This is a genomic window from Aquimarina sp. MMG016 (assembly GCF_018100805.1).
Taxonomy (GTDB): Bacteria; Bacteroidota; Bacteroidia; order Flavobacteriales; family Flavobacteriaceae; genus Aquimarina.
Window position 1 is genome coordinate 55,636 of the sequence record NZ_JAGJEA010000009.1, and the last position, 20,129, is coordinate 75,764.

Consider the following 20,129-nt stretch of genomic DNA (forward strand, 5'->3'; position numbering starts at 1 on the left):
TAATAGCTAGTTAAAACTTCAGGTGCTCGTTTAAAAATGGCAGGACTCTTTTGGCAATACGTCCGTCTTCTCCCCAATATTTATTCCAGGGATCTCCAACAAATTCCTCACCTATGTGCTCCACACCTATATCCATTAATTTTTTACTAAATCTGCGATTAGAAATCACATGTGCCTGTGTTTGATCAAATCTGGCCCAGTCAAATGCAATTGCTTTTAGGTTTCTTAAATTATCGGCGTATTCATCTAGTCTTTCATCTAAATGAAACCCTTTTTGTTCCTTTCTAACATTTTTTGGGTTCAGTTTTAATGTACCATTTTCATCCTTTTCGAATAAAAAATCGCAATACAATGGAGGTCTATTAGAGTTTGGTAAAAATGCTTGACAAACACCGGTAAAAATTTTTGCCATCACATTTTCATTTATATCTTCATAAGACTTGGCAGCGTGTATCTTCTGCCAATCAATGTCTAACGAAACTCTTGGCAGATAACCAGAACCTGTAGCTACCGGATGCAGTGCATACACTACACTAAAAATATTGGGATACTGCATTCCTACTGCTAATGCTCCTCGCCCACCCATAAAATGGCCTATAACAGCCCTACTACTCTTATCAGGAATTGTTCTATAATTTTGATCAATATATGCTACCAATTCCTTGCTTATAAAATCTAACCAATGACCACTAGTGCTAGAGTTTTCGAAAAAACTTCCTATAGTGGGAGATGTAAAATCTGCAACTACAAAAATGAACTCTTTGGATCGGTTTTCAGAAATACTTTTATCTATAATTTCTGGTGTTTTATGATCAGAAACTATGTGATTTGGATTTTCAAATAAGCTATGTAAATAATAGACGACCGGATACTTATTTTTTGATTGAGAATAACCTGGAGGAAGATAAATTTTGATGTTTCGTTTTGTATCTAAGTCTATTTTATTATTTGCTAAAATTTTGGATTCTATGGTGTCACTAATTATTGTTCCTTTTATGGTATACTGGGCATACGTATTAGTAATAGAGAATATCATAAGAAAACATAGCAATGATACTCTGAATAATAAAGTTGAATATTTGATGGAGTATTTCATTTTATCGAATATTAGGTTAATAGTTATAATCGTAAGTAGCGATTTGTCTTATGATTTTAAGTGACCCATTGGGTTCTCTTCTCCAAATCTTAATACCTTTTCCTGTGCTTATTCCTGAATATTCGTCATTGCGCCAATTGGCTATATGACTGGCATAATTCACAACATATGTCCCTAAATCATCAATATGGTCGTTCCTGATATCTAATTTCTCGAAAATTGGTAGTTCGGCAACATGTGCTTCCAGAAATGTATCCAATGATTTTTTATCTCTATATATTGGTTTGTAACTAAACATTGCAATAACATCATTCGCATATAGTTGTGACCATATTTTATGATCACCTTGTGAAATGAACTCTTCCATGAATTGATTCAACGCTGCCAGTTCAAAACGTATGTCATTGTCAACTGGTAGATGTCCCTGATACGCCAGAACAGTACCAGGAACGTTATCGAATTTTAGGTGTTCGGTTAGGTCTGTATGATGATTATAATTCCATATTTCTGAAATTAAAGAAAGTGATTCTCCTTCTTTCTTCCAGATGTCGATGTATTTCCCTTTGAGTTCTTCTATTTGTACTGAATTCTTCAACCTAACTTTCATACTAAAAGTTCCTAAGACACAAAGCTGAGCGCCCAAATCCAGTGTTTCTATCTGTCCTCTTTTATATTCCAAAATATCAAATCGATCAAAAAATGCTTTATGATAGATGGTTGCGTTCTCTTTTCCTAAAAGTGTTTTTTGAAAAGCCGGCATTAACCGAATATCTTTATCATAATACTTTACAAAAAGTTGGGGATCTGCATCCTGTATTCCTTTATTATAATCAACAATGAATTTATTAAGGTATGCTTCAATTTCATTAGGTATTGATTTCGTTTGAGCGACAACACTCTGCATACTCGCGAAAATTAAAGTTAGCAGGAGAAAGTGGTTTCTAATATATCTCATAGGTTCATTTTTAGTGGTTTTTCAACTAAAATATTCTGAAAACAAAGACATTAATGATTAGAATTGATAAAACTCAGACTACAATTGATGATCCGCAAAATTTTAATACTTACAGCTATAATTCTGAATAAAGTCGGATCTAGAGTGGTTCGTCAATAATTTGAATATGTTCGTCAATAAATCAAGGGGATCGTATCCGTTTAAAAACTATTTTGTTATTTTACTAAGTCTTAAGTAATACGTTTTATGCAGATAGCATTGGATACTATCAAAAGTTCTAAGATACTTGTCGGTCTCTACCGGTACAAAGCACATCACCTCTTATTTTGGTTTGTGTATCACTATATGTGGTGGGCCATTGGGATTGGTAGTGCTAAAGAAGCTGCAATCAATATTTTCTTTTCGCCATATACTACTAAATTTCTATTCTATTTTATTTTTCAGGCGGCGGCTGTTTATTTCAATTTATATTATTTGATTCCAAAGTATTTAGAGAAAAGAAAATACCTTACCTATCTGTTTTTTTTCGGTTTAACTATATTAATTACCGTATTAATTATTACTTCCGGATATTTCGTTACGGCTTACGTTGCTAATGCTACAGTTACCGAATTATTTGGTGATCAAACTTTTATGAAGTTGGTAAAATCTAGCCCTTTGTCATCTACATTAGCAAGTATGACACTAGCAATGAGCATCAAACTGGCCAAAAACTGGATTAAATCGCAACAAAGACAGCAGTTATTAGAAAAGGAAAAGGTAGAAACTGAACTAAAATTTTTGAGATCTCAATTCAATCCTCACTTTTTATTCAATACGATCAATTCGATTTTTGTATTGATTCATAAAAACCCGGATATGGCTTCAGAATCTCTTGCCAATTTTTCGGATCTTATGCGTTATCAGTTATATGAATGTAATGAAGCAAAAATTCCTCTGAATAAGGAAATTAATTACCTAAAAAACTTTATTGAGCTAGGAAAACTCAGACTTGATAACACTGTCAAAGTTACTACTAACATTGAGGAGCAAATCTATGGTGATGTTTCTATAGCGCCTTTTATTTTGATGCCTTTTGTAGAAAATGCTTTTAAACACGTATCACAAAATCAAGATCAAAAAAATTGGATTTCTATACATTTACGTTTTTCTGAAGAAAAAGTTGTATTCAAAGTAGAGAATACTGTAATTAAACACACCGAAAATAATGTTGATGATCTTATGAAGGACAGTGGAATAGGTTTAAAAAATGTACAAAGAAGGTTGGATCTAGTATATCCTGATCAGTATGAGCTATTCATTGAAAAAACTAGAGAGATATACAAAATAAAGCTTGAATTACAATTAAATGCAATTCCAGTTTTAACCGAACAACCTATTGTTCCTGTAACCTCATTACAATCTTAAAAAGAAGATCATGGTTTTAAAATGTATTGTAATTGATGACGAGCCTTTAGCCAGAGAATGTATTTCTAATTACATCAAAGAAGTGGATTTTCTGGAACTGCAAGGATCTTGTAACAATCCTTTAGAGATTACAAAAATTAAAAATTCGCATGAGGCAGATCTTCTTTTTTTAGACATACAAATGCCTAGAATGAATGGTATTGAATTTTTAAAATCTATGAAATCAAAACCGATGGTAGTTATTACCACTGCTTTTCCGAACTATGCTTTGGATGGTTTTGATTTGGATGTTATGGATTATCTGTTAAAGCCTATTACGTTTACACGTTTTTTTAAAGCAGTTTGCAAAGTAAAAGAACAGCATCTTTTGATACAAAACAAACCTGGAGTTACTCAAAATCAAGAGAATTCGAAACCAGATCATGTGTTTATAAAATGCGAGAATACGTATAAAAAAATATATTTTGATGATATTCTATTTATCAAGTCTATGCAAAACTATGTTGGTTTTCACACTACCGATGGAAAGAAGCACCTATCCTTAATTCCGCTTAAGGAAGTAGCTAAACAACTAGATTCAGAAATTTTTATGCAAGTTCACAAGTCATTTATTGTTTGTATTCCTAAAATTGAAGCCGTTGAAAAAGAAGGAATAATCATTGGTTCTCATTACATTCCGTTAGGTCGTAATTATAGAACATCCATTATGAAAAAAATAGTCAATGATAGAATACTGAAGCGGTAATTTTTCAAACTATAATCTACTATTTAATGAATATGTGATTAAGAAAATAAAAAGGCCGCTAACTCCCATTTTTAGCGGCCTTTTATTAACACCTAATATTAAATACTAGATCACATTAACTAATTAAATTCTTGGTAAATCTCCTTCTCCTTTAAGTGGTAGATTAGAACTACCCATTAAATATGTATCTACGTGATGAGCTGCTTGTCTACCTTCGGCAATTGCCCACACGATTAATGATTGTCCTCTTCGTGTATCTCCTGCTGCAAAAACACCTTTTACATTAGTAGCATAATTATCCTCTGTAGCTTTGATATTGGTTCTGGCATCCATATCGATCCCTAATTGTTCTGCAATAGTAGGTTCTGAACCCGTAAATCCAAGTGCTAATAAAGCTAACTCACACTTCCACTCTTTCTCAGTATCTGGGATTTCTTTTAAAGTAAAACGACCATTTTCTTTTACCCATTCTACTTGAGAAGTTATCAGTCCTCTAAGGTTACCGTTTTCGTCTCCTAAAAATTCTTTCGTAGAAATACTCCAATTACGCTTTACTCCTTCTTGATGAGAAGAACTGGTACGCAAACGCATTGGCCAGAATGGCCAAGGCTGGTTAGCCGGACGTTCCGTAGTACCTTTTCCCATAATTTCGAAATTGGTTACAGAAGTAGCACCATGACGTACTGAAGTACCAATACAATCTGATCCTGTATCTCCACCACCTATTACAATCACATCTTTGTCAGTTGCCAAAATCTCTTCTCCCAAATCCTTAATTCCGTCTACTCTTCGGTTGTTCTGTGGTAGAAAATCCATTGCCTGTACCACGCCCTTAAGATCAGATCCTTTTACTGGCAAGTTACGACGAACAGTAGCTCCTGTACACAATACTACAGCATCAAAATCTGTTTTAAGCTGATCCGCTTTGATATCTTTTCCTATAGCAGTATTTGTTTTAAAAACAATTCCTTCCTCTTCTAAAACTGCCACACGACGATCGATTACATGTTTTTCCATCTTAAAATCAGGAATTCCATAACGTAACAATCCACCAACTTTTTCATCTCTTTCAAAAACCGTTACCAGATGTCCTGCGCGGTTTAATTGTTGCGCGGTTGCCAATCCAGCAGGTCCAGATCCAATTACTGCAACAGTTTTTCCTGTTCTACTTGCTGGAGGGTTAGCTTTTACCCAACCATTCTTAAAAGCTTGCTCTACAATATTTTTCTCAATATTCTCTATCGTTACAGGATCTTCATTAATTCCTAAAACACAAGCTTCTTCACAAGGAGCAGGACATAATCTACCGGTAAATTCCGGAAAATTATTAGTAGAATGCAAGATACTTGCCGCCTTCTCCCATTTACCGCGATATACGGCATCATTAAAATCAGGAATCAAATTACCTAATGGACATCCACTGTGACAAAATGGAATACCACAATCCATACAACGCGCTCCCTGATTCTTGAGTTTTTTCTCCGGCATTTCTACCGTAAACTCATTATAATCTTTTATACGATCTTTAACAGGCTGGTACTGTTCCGTTTCTCTCTCAAATTCTAAAAATCCAGTTATCTTTCCCATGTTCAATATCGTTTTATGCTTGTGCTAATTTTTCTTCTTCTAATCGTTTTAAGGCTTGCTTGTACTCTTCTGGGAAGATTTTAATGAATTTTGGTAATTCATTTTCCCAGTTTTCCAGAATTCTTTGTGCCAAAGGACTCAAAGTAGCATTGTAATGATTTTCGATCAGTTCTTTTAATTCATCAATATCCTTTTGTCCTATGACCGGATCAAGGTTCAACGCTTCTTTGTTACAATGTGCTTCAAAGGTCTTTTTATCATCATATATATAGGCAATACCTCCTGACATTCCTGCTCCAAAGTTTCTACCAACTTCTCCAAGGATCACTGCAACACCTCCGGTCATATATTCACATCCGTGGTCTCCGATACCTTCTACAACCGCTTTAGCTCCAGAGTTACGAACACAGAATCGCTCACCTGCTTTACCATTGATATATACTTCTCCAGCCGTTGCACCATATAAAGTAACATTACCAGTGATAATATTTTCTTCAGGAACAATAGTTGCTTCATCAGGTACCTTGATTACCAATTTGGCACCAGAAAGGCCCTTCCCCAAATAATCGTTAGTATTACCATTAACCACCATTGTTAATCCCTTAGTAGCAAAAGCTCCAAAACTTTGTCCAGCTGCTCCGGTAAAGTTTAATTTTAAGGTGCTATCTGGTAATCCCTGAGCTCCATATATTTTAGAAATCTCATTACTTAATATAGCTCCGACAGCTCTATCCGTATTGGTAATATCAAAATCCAATGTTGTCTTCTCCTTACGGAATAGCGCCGGGTGTGCTTGTTCTATAATTTCGAAATCAATAGACTTTCCTAAACCGTGATCCTGTTTTTCGGTATTATAAACTGCTACCCCTTCTGGAGCTTCTACCTGATGTAAAATTGGTGTAAGATCTATACCGGCAGCTTTATAATGTTCAATCGCTTTTTTATGATCTAGTTTTTGTACTTGCCCAACCATTTCATTTACAGTACGGAAACCAAGCTGAGCCATAATCTCACGTAATTCTTGTGCAATGAAATACATATAGTTAACTACATGTTCCGGCTTACCTTTAAACTTTTTACGAAGTTCAGGGTTCTGAGTTGCGATACCAACCGGACAAGTATTTAGATGACATACCCTCATCATAATACATCCTGATGCTACTAATGGTGCAGTCGCAAAACCAAACTCTTCTGCTCCTAAAAGGCAAGCTACTGCGACATCACGCCCTGTTTTTAACTGCCCGTCACATTCCAGTACAATTCTACTACGAAGATTATTACCGACAAGCGTTTGTTGTGCTTCTGCGATACCTAATTCCCAAGGTAATCCTGCGTGTTTTAACGAAGTCAATGGTGACGCACCTGTTCCTCCATCAAATCCGGAAACTAAAACAACATCGGCTTTAGCTTTTGCTACCCCAGCAGCTACAGTACCTACTCCGACTTCAGATACTAATTTTACATTTATCCTTGCATCTCTATTTGCTGATTTTAAATCAAAAATCAACTGTGACAAATCTTCAATAGAATAAATATCGTGATGTGGTGGTGGTGAAATCAATCCTACATAGGGTGTAGAATTACGGGTTTTAGCAATTTCAGGATTTACTTTAGGTCCTGGTAACTGTCCTCCTTCTCCTGGTTTTGCCCCTTGAGCCATTTTTATCTGAATCTCAGCAGCATTAGTTAAATAGTTTGAAGAAACTCCAAATCGTCCTGAAGCAACCTGCTTGATTGCACTATTCTTCCAGTCACCGTTTACATCCTTATAAAAACGTAGTGGATTCTCTCCTCCTTCTCCAGAGTTACTTTTTCCTCCGATACGATTCATTGCTATGGCAAGATTCTCGTGTGCTTCCTGACTTATTGATCCATAAGACATCGCTCCTGTTTTGAACCTTTTCACAATCTCTGTCCATGGTTCTACCTCATCAATCGGAATCGGATCATAATTAGAGAATTCTAATAATCCGCGAATTGTCATTAATGATTTAGATTGTTCATTGATTAATTCTGCATATTCCTTATAAGTCTTTGGATCATTATCTCTTACAGATTTTTGTAATTTTGCTACAGACAATGGGTTAAACTGATGTTTTTCTCCATTACGTCTCCATCTGTATTGTCCTCCAATTTCTAAATCAAGATTAGCATCAACTTCTCTTTCTGTGTAAGCTCTTTTGTGTCTTTTGGAGATCTCTTTTTCAATCTCATATAAGCCAATTCCTTCAATACGGGTAGCTGTATTAGGAAAATATTGATCTACAACTTTCGTATTGATACCAATACATTCGAATAACTGAGAGCTTCTATAAGAATTTAAAGTAGAGATACCAATCTTATTCATCACCTTCAGTACCCCTTTACCAACAGCTTTGTTATAATTATTGACTGCATCTTCAAAAGTAAGCTCGGTAATATTATTTTCAGTGATCTCTTCTCCTATAATTTCATTTACCATATATGGGTTAATGGCACTTGCACCATATCCAAATAGTAACGCAAAATGATGTACCTCTCTAGGCTCTGCAGACTCTATAATAAGGCTAACTTTAGAGCGTTTACCAAGTTTTTGCAAACCACTATTTACATATGAACAAGCTAACAATGCAGGTATTGGTGCTCTATGTTTACTTACATTTCTATCAGAAAGGATGATAATATTTGTACCACCATCTATGGCTTCTGAAGCATCTTTCAACACTTTATCTAAAGCGTCCTCAAGACCATTTAATCCTCTATTAACATTATATAATATAGGTACAGAAGTTGCTTTGAAGCCTTTATCAGAATACGTTTTTATTTTATCTAAATCCTCTTTAGAAATAACAGGATTCTGTATTTTTAACTTATTACAGTGTTTTTCATTAATATCAAATATATTATGATCAGCTCCTAAGGTCAAACTAATATCACAGATTAATTCTTCACGAATTCCATCTAATGGAGGGTTAGTAACCTGAGCAAATAATTGTTTGAAATAATTATAAATCAGTTGTGGTCTTTCAGAAAGTACTGCAATTGGTGTATCTGATCCCATCGAACCGATTGGCTCTTTACCCAACTGTCCCATTGGTGAAATAATAGTATCTATATCCTCCTGAGTATAACCAAACACTTCTTTACGTTTAGAAACGGTTTCTTCGCCTAAAAATAAAGGACAGTCGTTATATGGGATTTCTTTAAGATGTACTAAATTGTCATTAAGCCATTCGCGATATGGATGTTGCGCTGCAATTTTCTCCTTAATCTCTTCATCGTTCACAATTCTACCTTCACTCATATCTACCAGGAACATCTTACCAGGTTCTAATCGGCCATGAAATTCTATATTCTCTGGTGCGATATCAACCACTCCTGTTTCTGAAGACATAATTACATAACCATCTTTAGTTACTGTATATCTAGATGGCCTCAATCCATTTCTATCTAAAACGGCTCCTATATAATTACCATCAGTAAAAGGAATGGACGCAGGGCCATCCCATGGCTCCATAGCACAAGAATTATACTCGTAGAATGCTTTTTTAACATCAGACATCTCAGGGTTTTTCTCCCAAGCTTCAGGCACCATCATCATCATTACTTCAGGAAGTGATCTCCCGGTCATTAATAACAACTCTACCACCATATCCATAGAAGCAGAATCCGATTTACCTTTTAATACAACCGGAAGTATTTTCTTAATATCTTCTCCGAACCAGTTACTCTCGAGTAATTCTTCTCTCGAACGCATTCTGGTCACGTTACCTCTTAAAGTATTGATCTCTCCATTATGACACATATATCTAAAGGGCTGCGCCAAATCCCAGGTAGGAAATGTATTAGTAGAAAAACGCTGGTGTACTAATGCTAATCTCGTAACTACTTTAGGATCCATAAGATCTGTATAGTATAACTTAATATCCTCGGGCATTAAAAGTCCTTTAAATATTAAAGTCTTAGTAGACAAACTTGGTAAGTAGAAAAACTTACTTTCAGATAATTTAGAGCTATAAATTGTATGTTCTGTTATCTTACGAGCTGTAAAAAGTTTTAGATTAAAGTCAAAATAACTTTGATCTGCATCTTTTTTACCAATAAATATTTGTTTTATAAATGGCTCAGTAGTGGCAGCTATTTCTCCTAAATGTATATGATCTACAGGAACATCTCTCCATCCGAGTAATACGAGATCTTGATCAACTATATTCTGTTCGAATGTATCTATACAAAATTGTCTCTGATTATCTTTTTTTGGTAAGAAAACGTTGCTAACAGCATATTCTCCAGCTTCTGGTAAATCAAAATCACAATTTTCCACAAAAAAATCATGAGGAATATCTATAAGTATTCCAGCTCCATCTCCTGTCTTGCCATCAGCACTTACAGCTCCACGATGTTCTAATTTTTCAAGAATTTCTAAAGCTTTATGAATAATATCATTAGACTTTTTTCCTTCCAAACTACAGATAAATCCGGCACCACATGCGTCGTGCTCAAATTCCGGTAGATACATTCCTTGTTTCTTCATATTATTTTCCGACTTAAAAGTGTTTCAAGATGTTGAAATTAACAAAACGTTAAGGAAGAAGAAAGAAAAACTGTTCAATCCAAGGTACTTTTTAGAGCTCAACAATAAAAGTGGTAATTGAATCAAATAATCACAAAATAAAGACTATTGATTACGAATTTGATAATGCGATTTTCCTAGAAATAACCTGAGTTTACACGAATATCTACCTATCTCATTATCAATAAATTCTAATGAAAACGTTTTCGTAAAAAAGTGGCAGTAACATAGTGCGAAATCATCATTTTTTTACCTAAAAAATATATACCCCCTATTTTTTAGGGGTAAAATATTTAATATCAATAAAAATTACGTGATTACCCTATGATTTTTGGATGTAAGAAATAAAATAACATATTTTTGGTTCGAATTTAACATTAATTTTAACTTTTTAGTCTTTATGAAGAAAATAGAAGCAATCATCAGAAGATCAAAGTACCGTGCTGTAAAAGAAGCTTTACACGATAAAGGGGTAATGTTCTTCTCATACTGGGATGTAACCGGTGTTGGCCACGAGCAAAAAGGCAGCGTATATAGAGGAATTTCTTATAGTACCACGGATATTCAAAGACGTTTTTTATCTATAGTAGTGAATGACGATTATGAAGAAGCTGCTATCTCGGCTATTCTTGAAGCCGGAAAAACAGGTGAAGTAGGAGATGGAAAAATATTTGTTTCTGACGTTAAAGAAGCATATAGAATTCGTACTTCAGAAAAAGGTGGAGGGACATTAAACTAGTATTCCGATCACTAAAATTGACCAACTGAAAACAAAAAATAAATTTAAATAGTCATATATATAATGGAAATGTTAACTGTAAACAATGTATGGATGATGGTGTGTACTGCACTGGTATTTTTCATGCACTTAGGATTTTCTTTTTTAGAAATTGGATTAACTCGTCAAAAAAACACAATCAACATACTTTTTAAGAATGTATTTATTATCTGCGTAGGCCTATTATTATACTGCCTGGTAGGTTTCAACTTAATGTATCCTGGATTTGCTGAAGGCTCTAGCGGAGTTCTTGGTTTTGCAGGTTTTGGATTAACTTCTCCTGTTGTTGATGGGTCATTGGACTTAACTTATAATGAAGGATACACATACTGGACAGATTTCTTATTCCAGGGAATGTTTGCTGCTACTGCCGCAACAATTGTATCTGGTGCCGTTGCAGAACGCATCAAACTTGGAGCATTTATGATTTTTACCATCGTCTATGTTGGTTTAGTATACCCAATAGTAGGTTCATGGCAATGGGGAGGTGGATTCTTATCTTCTTTACAAATAGGTGAAGCTGAAGGGTTTTATGACTTTGCTGGTTCTACATTAGTTCACTCCGTAGGAGGATGGGCTGCATTAGTAGCTGTATGGTTGCTAGGATCCAGAATTGGTAAATTTAGCTCAGAAGGAAAACCACAAGCGATCCCTGGTCATAATATACCTCTAGCTGCTGCGGGTGTATTAATCCTATGGTTAGGATGGTTCGGATTTAATGGAGGTTCTGTGCTTTCTGCCGATGCTGCCGGAACTTCACTTACTCTAGTTACAACTTCCTTAGCTGCTGCTGCAGGTGGTGTGGTTGCATTCTTAGTTTCTACATTGATGTATAAAAACTATGACCTTACTATGTTTCTTAATGGTATACTAGGAGGGTTAGTTGGTATTACTGCTGGTGCAGATCAAATGAGTCCAACTGATGCAGTATTAATTGGAGCTATTGCAGGTGCAATTATTGTATTTGGTGTAGCACTAATTGACAAATTAAGATTAGATGATCCTGTAGGTGCTATTGCCGTTCACTTGATCTGTGGTATCTGGGGAACGCTAGCAGTAGGAATCTTTGGAGCTAAAGCTGGTTTTGATCAATTCCTTGTTCAAGGAATTGGAGTATTAGCAGCAGGTGGATTCTGTGTAGTAACTGCTTTTATAATTATATTCACACTTAAGAAGACAATTGGTATCAGAGTTTCTGAAAAAGAAGAAATCGATGGTCTTGATAGCCACGAACATGGTATGGATGCTTATCCTGACTTTAGACTTAACCAACACTAAAATCTAAATAGTGTTTAACTATAGAAACGGGCGATATATAATCGCCCGTTTTTTTATATTATTATTTTATAATTTCCATTGATAACGGATATGAAGGTCTTTCTCCATTATTAGCTTTAATTGCATTTATAATAGGAAATACAAAACACAGTATAGCTATCACAATAAATCCTAATAAACCTAGTCCAAATAAAAGTGTAAGAGGAATACAGATTAATGCATAAATAAACATACTAATCTGAAAATTCATGATCGATTTACCGTGTTCATCCATTGCTAAAACTTGCTCTCTCTGAGTCAACCATAGTATCAATGGCACTATAAACCCTCCAAATCCGGTTATAAGATCCAATAATTGCGATAAATGTGTAATAACGAGTAATGATTTGTCCTGTCTCATGATTTCTTTGTTTTTGATTGATTATTGATGAAAAATGCTAATAAAATTAGCAATCTATACTTATATGACGAAAATATCATCAAAGTGTTACAGTAAATATTCCAAATTTCATATCAACTAGATAGTAGTCTCCAAAATACAATCAACCTATCAAACGTTTATCTTTATTTTTTATTAATTCATAAATCAAAAGGCTATTGAACTCATTCAATAGCCTTTATCAATTAAAAATATTTTTAAAAATTATTCGGTCTCTTTTTCAAAAAACTCTTCTAACTCATTCTGAAAAGGAGCTTCATTAGGATTAAAACCATTAAATTCTGATACTATCTGTCCTTCTTGATTAATTAAAAAACTATTGGGGATACCTCTAATTCCATAAGTCATTGGAGCAATTCCATCCATACCTTTAAGGTCAGAAATATTAATCCAAGAAATACTATCCTCTTCTGAAGCTTTCTTCCAATGTTCTTTATTCTTATCTAATGAAAAACTTACTATTGCCAGTCCTTTTTCTTGGTAAGTTTCATGTAGATCAGTATACTGCTTACTTTGCATACGACAAGGTCCACAACCTGCTGCCCAAAAATCCAGAATCGTGTATTTATGTTGCTTTACTATTGCTGCTAAGGATTTGACTTCTCCAGAAAGTGTCTCTCCTTGTAGATCTGCCAATTGATCTCCTTTTTCTAATATTTTATCAATATTCATATATTGTTTTATAGCTTTCCCTTCATCAGTTTCTTTAAGGTCTTGGTCCAATGCATTATAAATAGCTCTCAATTCTTCTTTTGAAAGATTATCTGTTAAGTATAAGGTACTGGATAGTGACACATAATTATTAGGGTTTTCTTTTACAAAACGCATAGTGATACTATCATTTATACGCATCGCTTTTTGAACCTCAGAAGATACCCTTCTATTATTTTCGTTATCATCATTATATAGTTTTGATAAACTATCCATTCTTCTGTTAATAGGTTGAGTTAATTTAGAAAGTTCTCGATTAATGTCATGAAGTTTCAAACCACTAACTTTAGGAAACCTGAAATCATTATAATCTCCTTCAAAATTGATCACCCCATTATCCACCCAAAAAGATGTGTATTTATGAGTATCTTGGTTTTGAGGATCAAACTTAGTCGTTAAAAATAGTCGTTTAGGTTTATTAAGTTTTCCTTTAAACTGAAACTCTCCATTTATAATTGTAACACTATCAATTCTAGCTTGAGTATCAGGATCATCCAGATATAACAATGTACCTTCTTTAAAATTCGTGGCTTTTCCGTTGATTACAAACCCTTTTTCTACTTTATCTTTTTGTTGTTTGTTACATCCTAAAAGAAGTAATGCTGTGATAAGTAAAAATATTTTTTTCATAATAGTCATTCTTTTTATAAATTTTAATGTATTCCGTTATTTTATCCTTTTATATTACCCTCAATAACTTTAATCAACTCCTCTATATTCAAACCAATGCTTACGTACAAGATCACTTTTTCTTTATTGAGAAGGTAAAATGTTGGAGCTGCAGAGGTTCCGTATGAAGCGGCAGTTTTTTTACCTTTATATAGTGTAGGTATATTAACTTTTTGTTTTTTAATATACTTTTCTAATCCTTTGTCATCTGATTTTGTAAATTCTATACCGTATACTGCTAATCCTTTTTCTTTATATTTCTCTTGAATTTCATTAATATCAGGTACCGCTTTTACACATCCTATGCAATATGGAAACCAAAATTCTAACAATATAAGTTCATTATTTAATTTAGAAAGAGAAACCGGATCTCCATCAATCATTGGTAACATAAAATAAGGTGCTTTTTGGCCAATTTTATTCTCCGTTTTCATTCGTTTCCTTTTAAAATATTCTCTTTCTGACAGGATTAAATATCCTTCCGGAAATCTATTATAACTCCATATTGATTGATCTCTAGTTGCAGATATATTAAAATCACTCAATGAAACTGTAATTACTTGATCACCTATAGAATTTTTCGTCTTCACAAAAACAGGAAGTTTTTCTTCTTTAGAAATTACAAGTTCATAATAAGACTTATAACCTTTCATATTTTCCGAAACCGCTGTTAAATCGCCTTCAGAAATATATCTATTTGGTATTACGAAATTAAACTTGTAGCAAACTACATTATTAATTATTGTATCCTTGTTTTGTGTTCTAACAATTGTAGCGTCCTTTAAAAAAACTGGTAAAATAGTCCGTATTTCGTTTAATGACCTTAAAGAAAATATTGAACTGTTTACCTGATATTTATGAGGTTTATTCTCATAAAGAACTCTTTGATTTTTATTATTGGAGTCGAATTTTTGCTTTCCATTAAAAACTTGTTCTCCTGCCTCGGATACAAAATGATATTTAGCACCTATCAAGGTGTCTTTACTAGTAAAATCAAAATAACAATTTGCTTTATATGTAGTATTTTCATCTTCGTTTTTATAAAGAAATTTCACTGATGTATTATACTCAATAGTCTTTAAAGAGTTAAGTTTTAAGATCGTTTTGTTTAGAATTTCGGTACTTGATTGAGCATAGTTGTTACATAGGCTAATCATAGCCATAAAAACTAAAGTTCGTTTCATGATTGATGAGTTTTAGATATTGGTTATATCAAATGTTCAAATTTTGATTGATTGAATGTATTTCTTTTCACAAAACTATTTTATACGGTAGGTAGCACCTTCATAAAAATGCTTTCCGGATGTTTGTTCGAGATAGATATAGTATTTTTCTGCATGTTTTTTAGAAAGTCTAACATTGTTGAGTAATAAGACTCCTCCAGGCTTTGCATTAAATGCTACTTGTGCTTTTTCGTAATCCGGATCTACTAATTTATCTTTTTGTAATTCATAAACGATTTGCTTTAAAAAAGCACTATCCGCTGCTGTCAATCTAGATTTTGGAAAAGCGTTTGGATATTTGGTTCTATATTTTTTTTGTAAATCGTTTGGTATCCTTTCATCATACAAATAAACAGCTCCCAGTAATGCATATTGAACACCCCTGATAACATCATCTGGTTCCATCAAACAATATCCACTTAACTCTCTTTGAAAATTATTCCAATCAGAATTATCTTTTCTTTTACTGGCTGAAGCAATTATTTGTCCAGAAAATTTATCTATATATGTAATATCAGTATAATCGCCTTTGTAAACTTCTTTAACTTCAAAATTAGACCATAATTCATCATTTTTCATTATCCCATCTTCATAATAAGAATATTCTGTCTCACAATATAAATGTACATGTCTATGCTCATCCATCTGAAAAATTAAAGTATCTATATTAACATAAAATCTGGGATACACAATCACATCTTTAGCTATGACCTTTTCTAAAAAATCATTTTTAGTAAAAACACCAAACCCTAATGTCATAAATATAAAACCTGCTGCAAATAACCCTAACAATATACTTTGACACTTATTTTGTTTACGAGTTGAAGTTTGAAACCAGGTAAGATTTTTAATTCTAGAAAATACATTTTGACTACCAAAACTCAGTGCTAAATCATAATGCAGCTCATAAGAACGTTCTAATGCTTTTGCATACATTAATTTAGAATACCCTTCGTTAATCACATTGTAGTCACAAGAAGCTTCTCTTTCATTCTTAACCATTTTAGAAATATGTCGTACAAAAGGATTAAAAAAGAAAATAGCTTCCACCCATAATTGTATAAGATTAATCAGATAATCATTCCTCTTGATATGTATCAGTTCATGAAAAAGAATTAATTCTAACTCATCTGCAGAAAAGCCTGTAATTACTTGTATTGGAAAATACACAATTGGTTTGAAATATCCTACAGTGAATGGATGACTCCCATTACGTATAAACTTAATTACAACCTCTCTATGAATCCCTAACTTGTGAAGCAAATCAGTTTTTAAAACATCCAATCCATAATCAGAAATCCCTGTTTCCTGAATACTTTTAATAGCTCTGGACTGGTTAAAAAGTTTTACCAGATATATCATTGTTCCCAAAAACCAGAATAGGCATATATAATAATTGTAAGTAACAATGAATAGCTGAACTTTATCTATAAAATCAAAACTTATCGGTTGATGTTCAGGCGTATAATCAACCATTAATATCATTATTTTGGGTTTCAACCAGGATTGGTATATAGAATTGTACCCAAATGATATTACAAACAGTGCTAATAAAAATCCGACCAAAACAAATAAGGATATATAATATCGTACTCTAGCATATTTTCCATTAATTATCTTTAAACACATCCATAAAAACAACCAGAATACACCCCCAACCCAAATAGAGTCCAACAAAAAATCCAACCATCCACTATAAAAAACCTCAAGCATCTTTTTCCATTTTTTTGATCATTTCTTTAATGGCTTCCAATTCTTCTTTAGTAGGTTTAGTATTACCCAGAAAGCTTTGAGCAAAACTAACAGTAGATCCCCCAAAAAGCCCACTAATCATTTTCTTAATTCCAGAAACTTGAGCTTTCTTTTGATCTACTTTTGGTATGTAAATATGTTTCTTTCCCTCTTTTCTTCTATCCAAAAGTCCTTTATCATACATGATCTGAATTTTCTTCAGAGTAGTGGTATATCTACTGGTAGTATTAAGTTTTTCATGAACTTCCTGAACAGAACCTTCCTGTAATTCCCATAAAACAGTCAAAATCTCGAATTCTTTATCTGTAAACGATTTCATTCTACGAATATTTTCGTAACAAACATACGAAAGAATTCGTAACAACCAAAAAGAATAGTTACATGTTATATAAATCCAAGATAATATATAACAAAAAAGCACCTCGAATTTCGAGGTGCTTAAACTAAATTTAATGTGTTTTTTTTAATATAGAGTTATCTAATGATAAGCTTCTGAGTGGTATTAATATTACTACCTTTTACCTTAACTAGGTAAATACCTGTTGGCAACAATAGCTCACTAGCGGATAAAGTATTAACACCCTGTTTTAATCCAATCTCTGCTTTTACGCTTCCTAAGATATTATATATTGTAGCATTAATCTTTTCATTGGATCTAAAGTTACCTTTAACACGGATTGAAAACGCCCCGTTTGTAGGGTTTGGTGATATATCAACTCCTAAGAAATCATCTTCGCCTTCTGTACCCAAAGTTGGAGTAGCTCCTCCTAATTGAGCAATTGCAGCTTCCGTAGTTAATGATCCTGCACAAGATCCTTCATAAATCTTTACATTAGAGAATATAGATGTATTTCCTGATCCCACATCATCATCATTAATGAATACAAATCTATTCATAGTACCAGTATAGAAATTACCAACTGGGATTACATATGATGTTGTACCTCCAGCATAATTATCATAGTTGGTTACTCCATAATTCTGAGTACCGTGAACTTTAAAATATCTAGCAGGTGTTAAAGCATCATCATCTTCAAATCCAATTGCATGGATTTCTCCTTGTGCTGAACTACTGAAATCAAATTCTACAACTGTATTAGCGGTTACTGTATAATTAAGAGCAATTTCTTTCCAAGTATTGTTTTGCATAGATAATCCCGCCCCGCCATTTACAATAGTAGCAGTACCACCTCTATCTTGATTAGAGAAAGGATTGATTTGGAAATCATTAAGATTCAGTGCAGCACAATCTGGATCTGGTCCTGGACCTCCGTTACCATTTTGTATACTAACAGCGTCTATAGCAATATCACTTTGCCAGCCATCTCCACCACTACCAGTAACAACATTAAATCGTAATTGTACACTTGCTTCTCCGTCATAAGCTGATAGATCTACATCAGCAGTATTCCAGTTAGAACCTTGTGCTCCATTTTTATTGAATACACTTGTCCAGTTCCCAGTATTATCAGTTCTGGCTTCAACAGTTAAAGAATTAATAGCGCTACCAAACATATGATACTGGAATGTAAGTGTTGGAGTCGTTAAACCATTAAAATTCAAACAAGGAGAGTTTAAGATTGCTCTTTTGTTAGGATATCCTGTTCCATTTCCAGAAGCTTCTACATAAAGGTAGAAACTACCATCTGCTCCACTACTTGGCCCTGTATTGTTAGATGGAGTACCATTAGCATCTCTTGTCCAATCGATATCATCTCCTGATGTAGCATTTTTCCATGCCCCAAGACTGGATTCAAAACTTTCGGCATATGGAAAAGAAGAAACATTACCCGTACAATCTTCACTTGGTGGTGGAGGTGGTGGAGTACCTAATCCCATTGCATTCCAAAATGCAGGAATCGTTGCTCTTTCTCCAGAATTAGAACCTCCTGATCCTGAACAACCTCCATACGCATGAACACCTACTGCATTACCCGTTGCTGCATCAATAATTGGACTTCCTGAATTACCTCCGGTAGTATCGGTTCTATATCTCACAAAAGTATTATTCGAAGAAGATAATGGCCCTGTGTGAATCTGTTGCGTTTGGTTATCAATTCCTGTATCAGTACCAAATCCGGTTATTGTAATATTTGCTCCTGGGGCATCCCGTACTACATTGTATGATGCTCCTTGTCCTTGAATTGGTGTTAACCCTGTTTGAGAATTGGCAAAACCTTCAAAAACCGCCCAGTCGTTTGCCTGGCTTGCATTACCTGGATATGGGGATACAAAGTTACCAATTGGATACTGATCCTCTGGACCCGGATGAACAATAGTTCTATCCGGATTTGATTTAGGTACATTAAACTCTATAATCTGTGCACGGCTACCTACACAATGTCCTGCAGTTACCAATTTTCCATTAGTTATAATCCATCCGGTACAACCAATCGGTACAATTCTACCAATAGCAGCATCATTAGAATCTACTCTATCGTCTCTGGATCCACATTGAGATTTAATCGTAGGATCTAGTTCTCCAATTCCTATTTCTTTAATATTAAATCCAATAGACTTTTCTCCTGCCGCAACCGTAAGCTTAAGAGTAATTTTATCTCCATTAAAATAAGCAGTTGTATTCTTCCAGTCTTTAATGGTAGCAGAAGTTAATGTTTGTGTAGCTCCATCTAAATCTGATGTAATGGTTAAGCTACTATTTTTACCAAGGTTAACATTTTCCAGGAATAAACGCAACCATGTCGCGCCTTTTTCCGAAACAGTTTCTGTAATAACTTCAGTGGTATTCTTAGCTTGATTGCCTTTTGACTTTAAAGCAAGGCTACGTGTTTCATATCTGCTTTTTAATGGTGCAGTTTGTGCCCAATTTATAAGTGGGACAAACATACAAGTTGCTAAAATAAGTAAGCTAAATTTCCGAAAGGAATAAAAGCCACATGAATTAGTTGAGTTTGTGTGTTTAGAATTCATAAGAAT

At 34.0% G+C, this 20,129-nt stretch carries 14 protein-coding genes; 4 read left to right on the forward strand and 10 right to left on the reverse strand.

The features are described from left to right. Positions 1-10 precede the first annotated feature (10 nt). Positions 11-1,096 (reverse strand): alpha/beta hydrolase-fold protein, encoded by a 1,086-nt coding sequence (locus tag J8M14_RS16370; protein WP_211075890.1) that lies wholly within the window; start codon positions 1,094-1,096, stop codon positions 11-13. Positions 1,097-1,112: 16 nt separating this feature from the next. Next, entirely contained in the window at positions 1,113-2,000 is an 888-nt protein-coding gene (locus tag J8M14_RS16375; protein WP_211075891.1) for a nuclear transport factor 2 family protein, read from the reverse strand. Positions 2,001-2,297: 297 nt separating this feature from the next. Here J8M14_RS16375 and J8M14_RS16380 point away from each other — a divergent pair, with 297 nt between their 5' ends. Together J8M14_RS16380 and J8M14_RS16385 are read left to right on the forward strand one after the other, a co-directional pair. Next, entirely contained in the window at positions 2,298-3,458 is a 1,161-nt protein-coding gene (locus tag J8M14_RS16380) for a histidine kinase (protein ID WP_211075892.1), read from the forward strand. Between the two features lie 10 nt (positions 3,459-3,468). Beyond that, positions 3,469-4,203, forward strand: a complete 735-nt coding sequence (locus J8M14_RS16385) for a LytTR family DNA-binding domain-containing protein (protein WP_211075893.1) — start codon at positions 3,469-3,471, stop codon at positions 4,201-4,203. 123 nt (positions 4,204-4,326) lie between these two features. On the opposite strand, the gene J8M14_RS16390 is transcribed toward J8M14_RS16385, so the two are convergent. Both J8M14_RS16390 and gltB read right to left on the reverse strand, forming a co-directional pair. Beyond that, positions 4,327-5,790 (reverse strand): glutamate synthase subunit beta, encoded by a 1,464-nt coding sequence (locus J8M14_RS16390; protein ID WP_211075894.1) that lies wholly within the window; start codon positions 5,788-5,790, stop codon positions 4,327-4,329. Positions 5,791-5,803: 13 nt separating this feature from the next. Further along, positions 5,804-10,303: a glutamate synthase large subunit gene (gltB, locus tag J8M14_RS16395; RefSeq protein WP_211075895.1), complete on the reverse strand. Its 4,500-nt coding sequence runs from the start codon at positions 10,301-10,303 to the stop codon at positions 5,804-5,806. 439 nt (positions 10,304-10,742) lie between these two features. On the opposite strand from gltB, the gene J8M14_RS16400 reads away from it, so the two are divergent. Together J8M14_RS16400 and amt are read left to right on the forward strand one after the other, a co-directional pair. Then, positions 10,743-11,081: a P-II family nitrogen regulator gene (locus J8M14_RS16400; RefSeq protein WP_211075896.1), complete on the forward strand. Its 339-nt coding sequence runs from the start codon at positions 10,743-10,745 to the stop codon at positions 11,079-11,081. Positions 11,082-11,144: 63 nt separating this feature from the next. Continuing rightward, a complete protein-coding gene (gene amt, locus J8M14_RS16405; RefSeq protein ID WP_211075897.1) occupies positions 11,145-12,398 on the forward strand; it encodes an ammonium transporter in 1,254 nt (417 codons plus the stop codon). Between the two features lie 61 nt (positions 12,399-12,459). On the opposite strand, the gene J8M14_RS16410 is transcribed toward amt, so the two are convergent. The 6 genes from J8M14_RS16410 to J8M14_RS16435 all read right to left on the reverse strand — a co-directional run bounded on the left by J8M14_RS16410 (position 12,460) and on the right by J8M14_RS16435 (position 20,039). After that, positions 12,460-12,798 carry a DUF4870 domain-containing protein gene (locus J8M14_RS16410; RefSeq protein ID WP_211075898.1) on the reverse strand — a complete coding sequence of 113 codons (339 nt, stop codon included), beginning with the start codon at positions 12,796-12,798 and terminating at the stop codon, positions 12,460-12,462. Positions 12,799-13,041: 243 nt separating this feature from the next. After that, on the reverse strand, positions 13,042-14,178 hold the full coding sequence (locus J8M14_RS16415) for a TlpA disulfide reductase family protein (RefSeq protein WP_211075899.1): 1,137 nt from the start codon (positions 14,176-14,178) through the stop codon (positions 13,042-13,044). A gap of 41 nt (positions 14,179-14,219) precedes the next feature. Further along, the gene (locus J8M14_RS16420) at positions 14,220-15,401 is read right to left on the reverse strand and encodes a TlpA disulfide reductase family protein (RefSeq protein WP_211075900.1); all 1,182 of its coding nucleotides are present in this window, start codon (positions 15,399-15,401) and stop codon (positions 14,220-14,222) included. A gap of 75 nt (positions 15,402-15,476) precedes the next feature. Beyond that, entirely contained in the window at positions 15,477-17,153 is a 1,677-nt protein-coding gene (locus tag J8M14_RS16425; RefSeq protein WP_211075901.1) for a M56 family metallopeptidase, read from the reverse strand. Further along, a complete protein-coding gene (locus J8M14_RS16430) occupies positions 17,146-17,511 on the reverse strand; it encodes a BlaI/MecI/CopY family transcriptional regulator (protein WP_211075902.1) in 366 nt (121 codons plus the stop codon). Before J8M14_RS16430 ends, J8M14_RS16425 begins: the two co-directional genes overlap by 8 nt. Positions 17,512-17,666: 155 nt before the next feature. Further along, the gene (locus J8M14_RS16435) at positions 17,667-20,039 is read right to left on the reverse strand and encodes a T9SS type A sorting domain-containing protein (RefSeq protein WP_211075903.1); all 2,373 of its coding nucleotides are present in this window, start codon (positions 20,037-20,039) and stop codon (positions 17,667-17,669) included. Between the last annotated feature and the right edge of the window lie 90 nt (positions 20,040-20,129).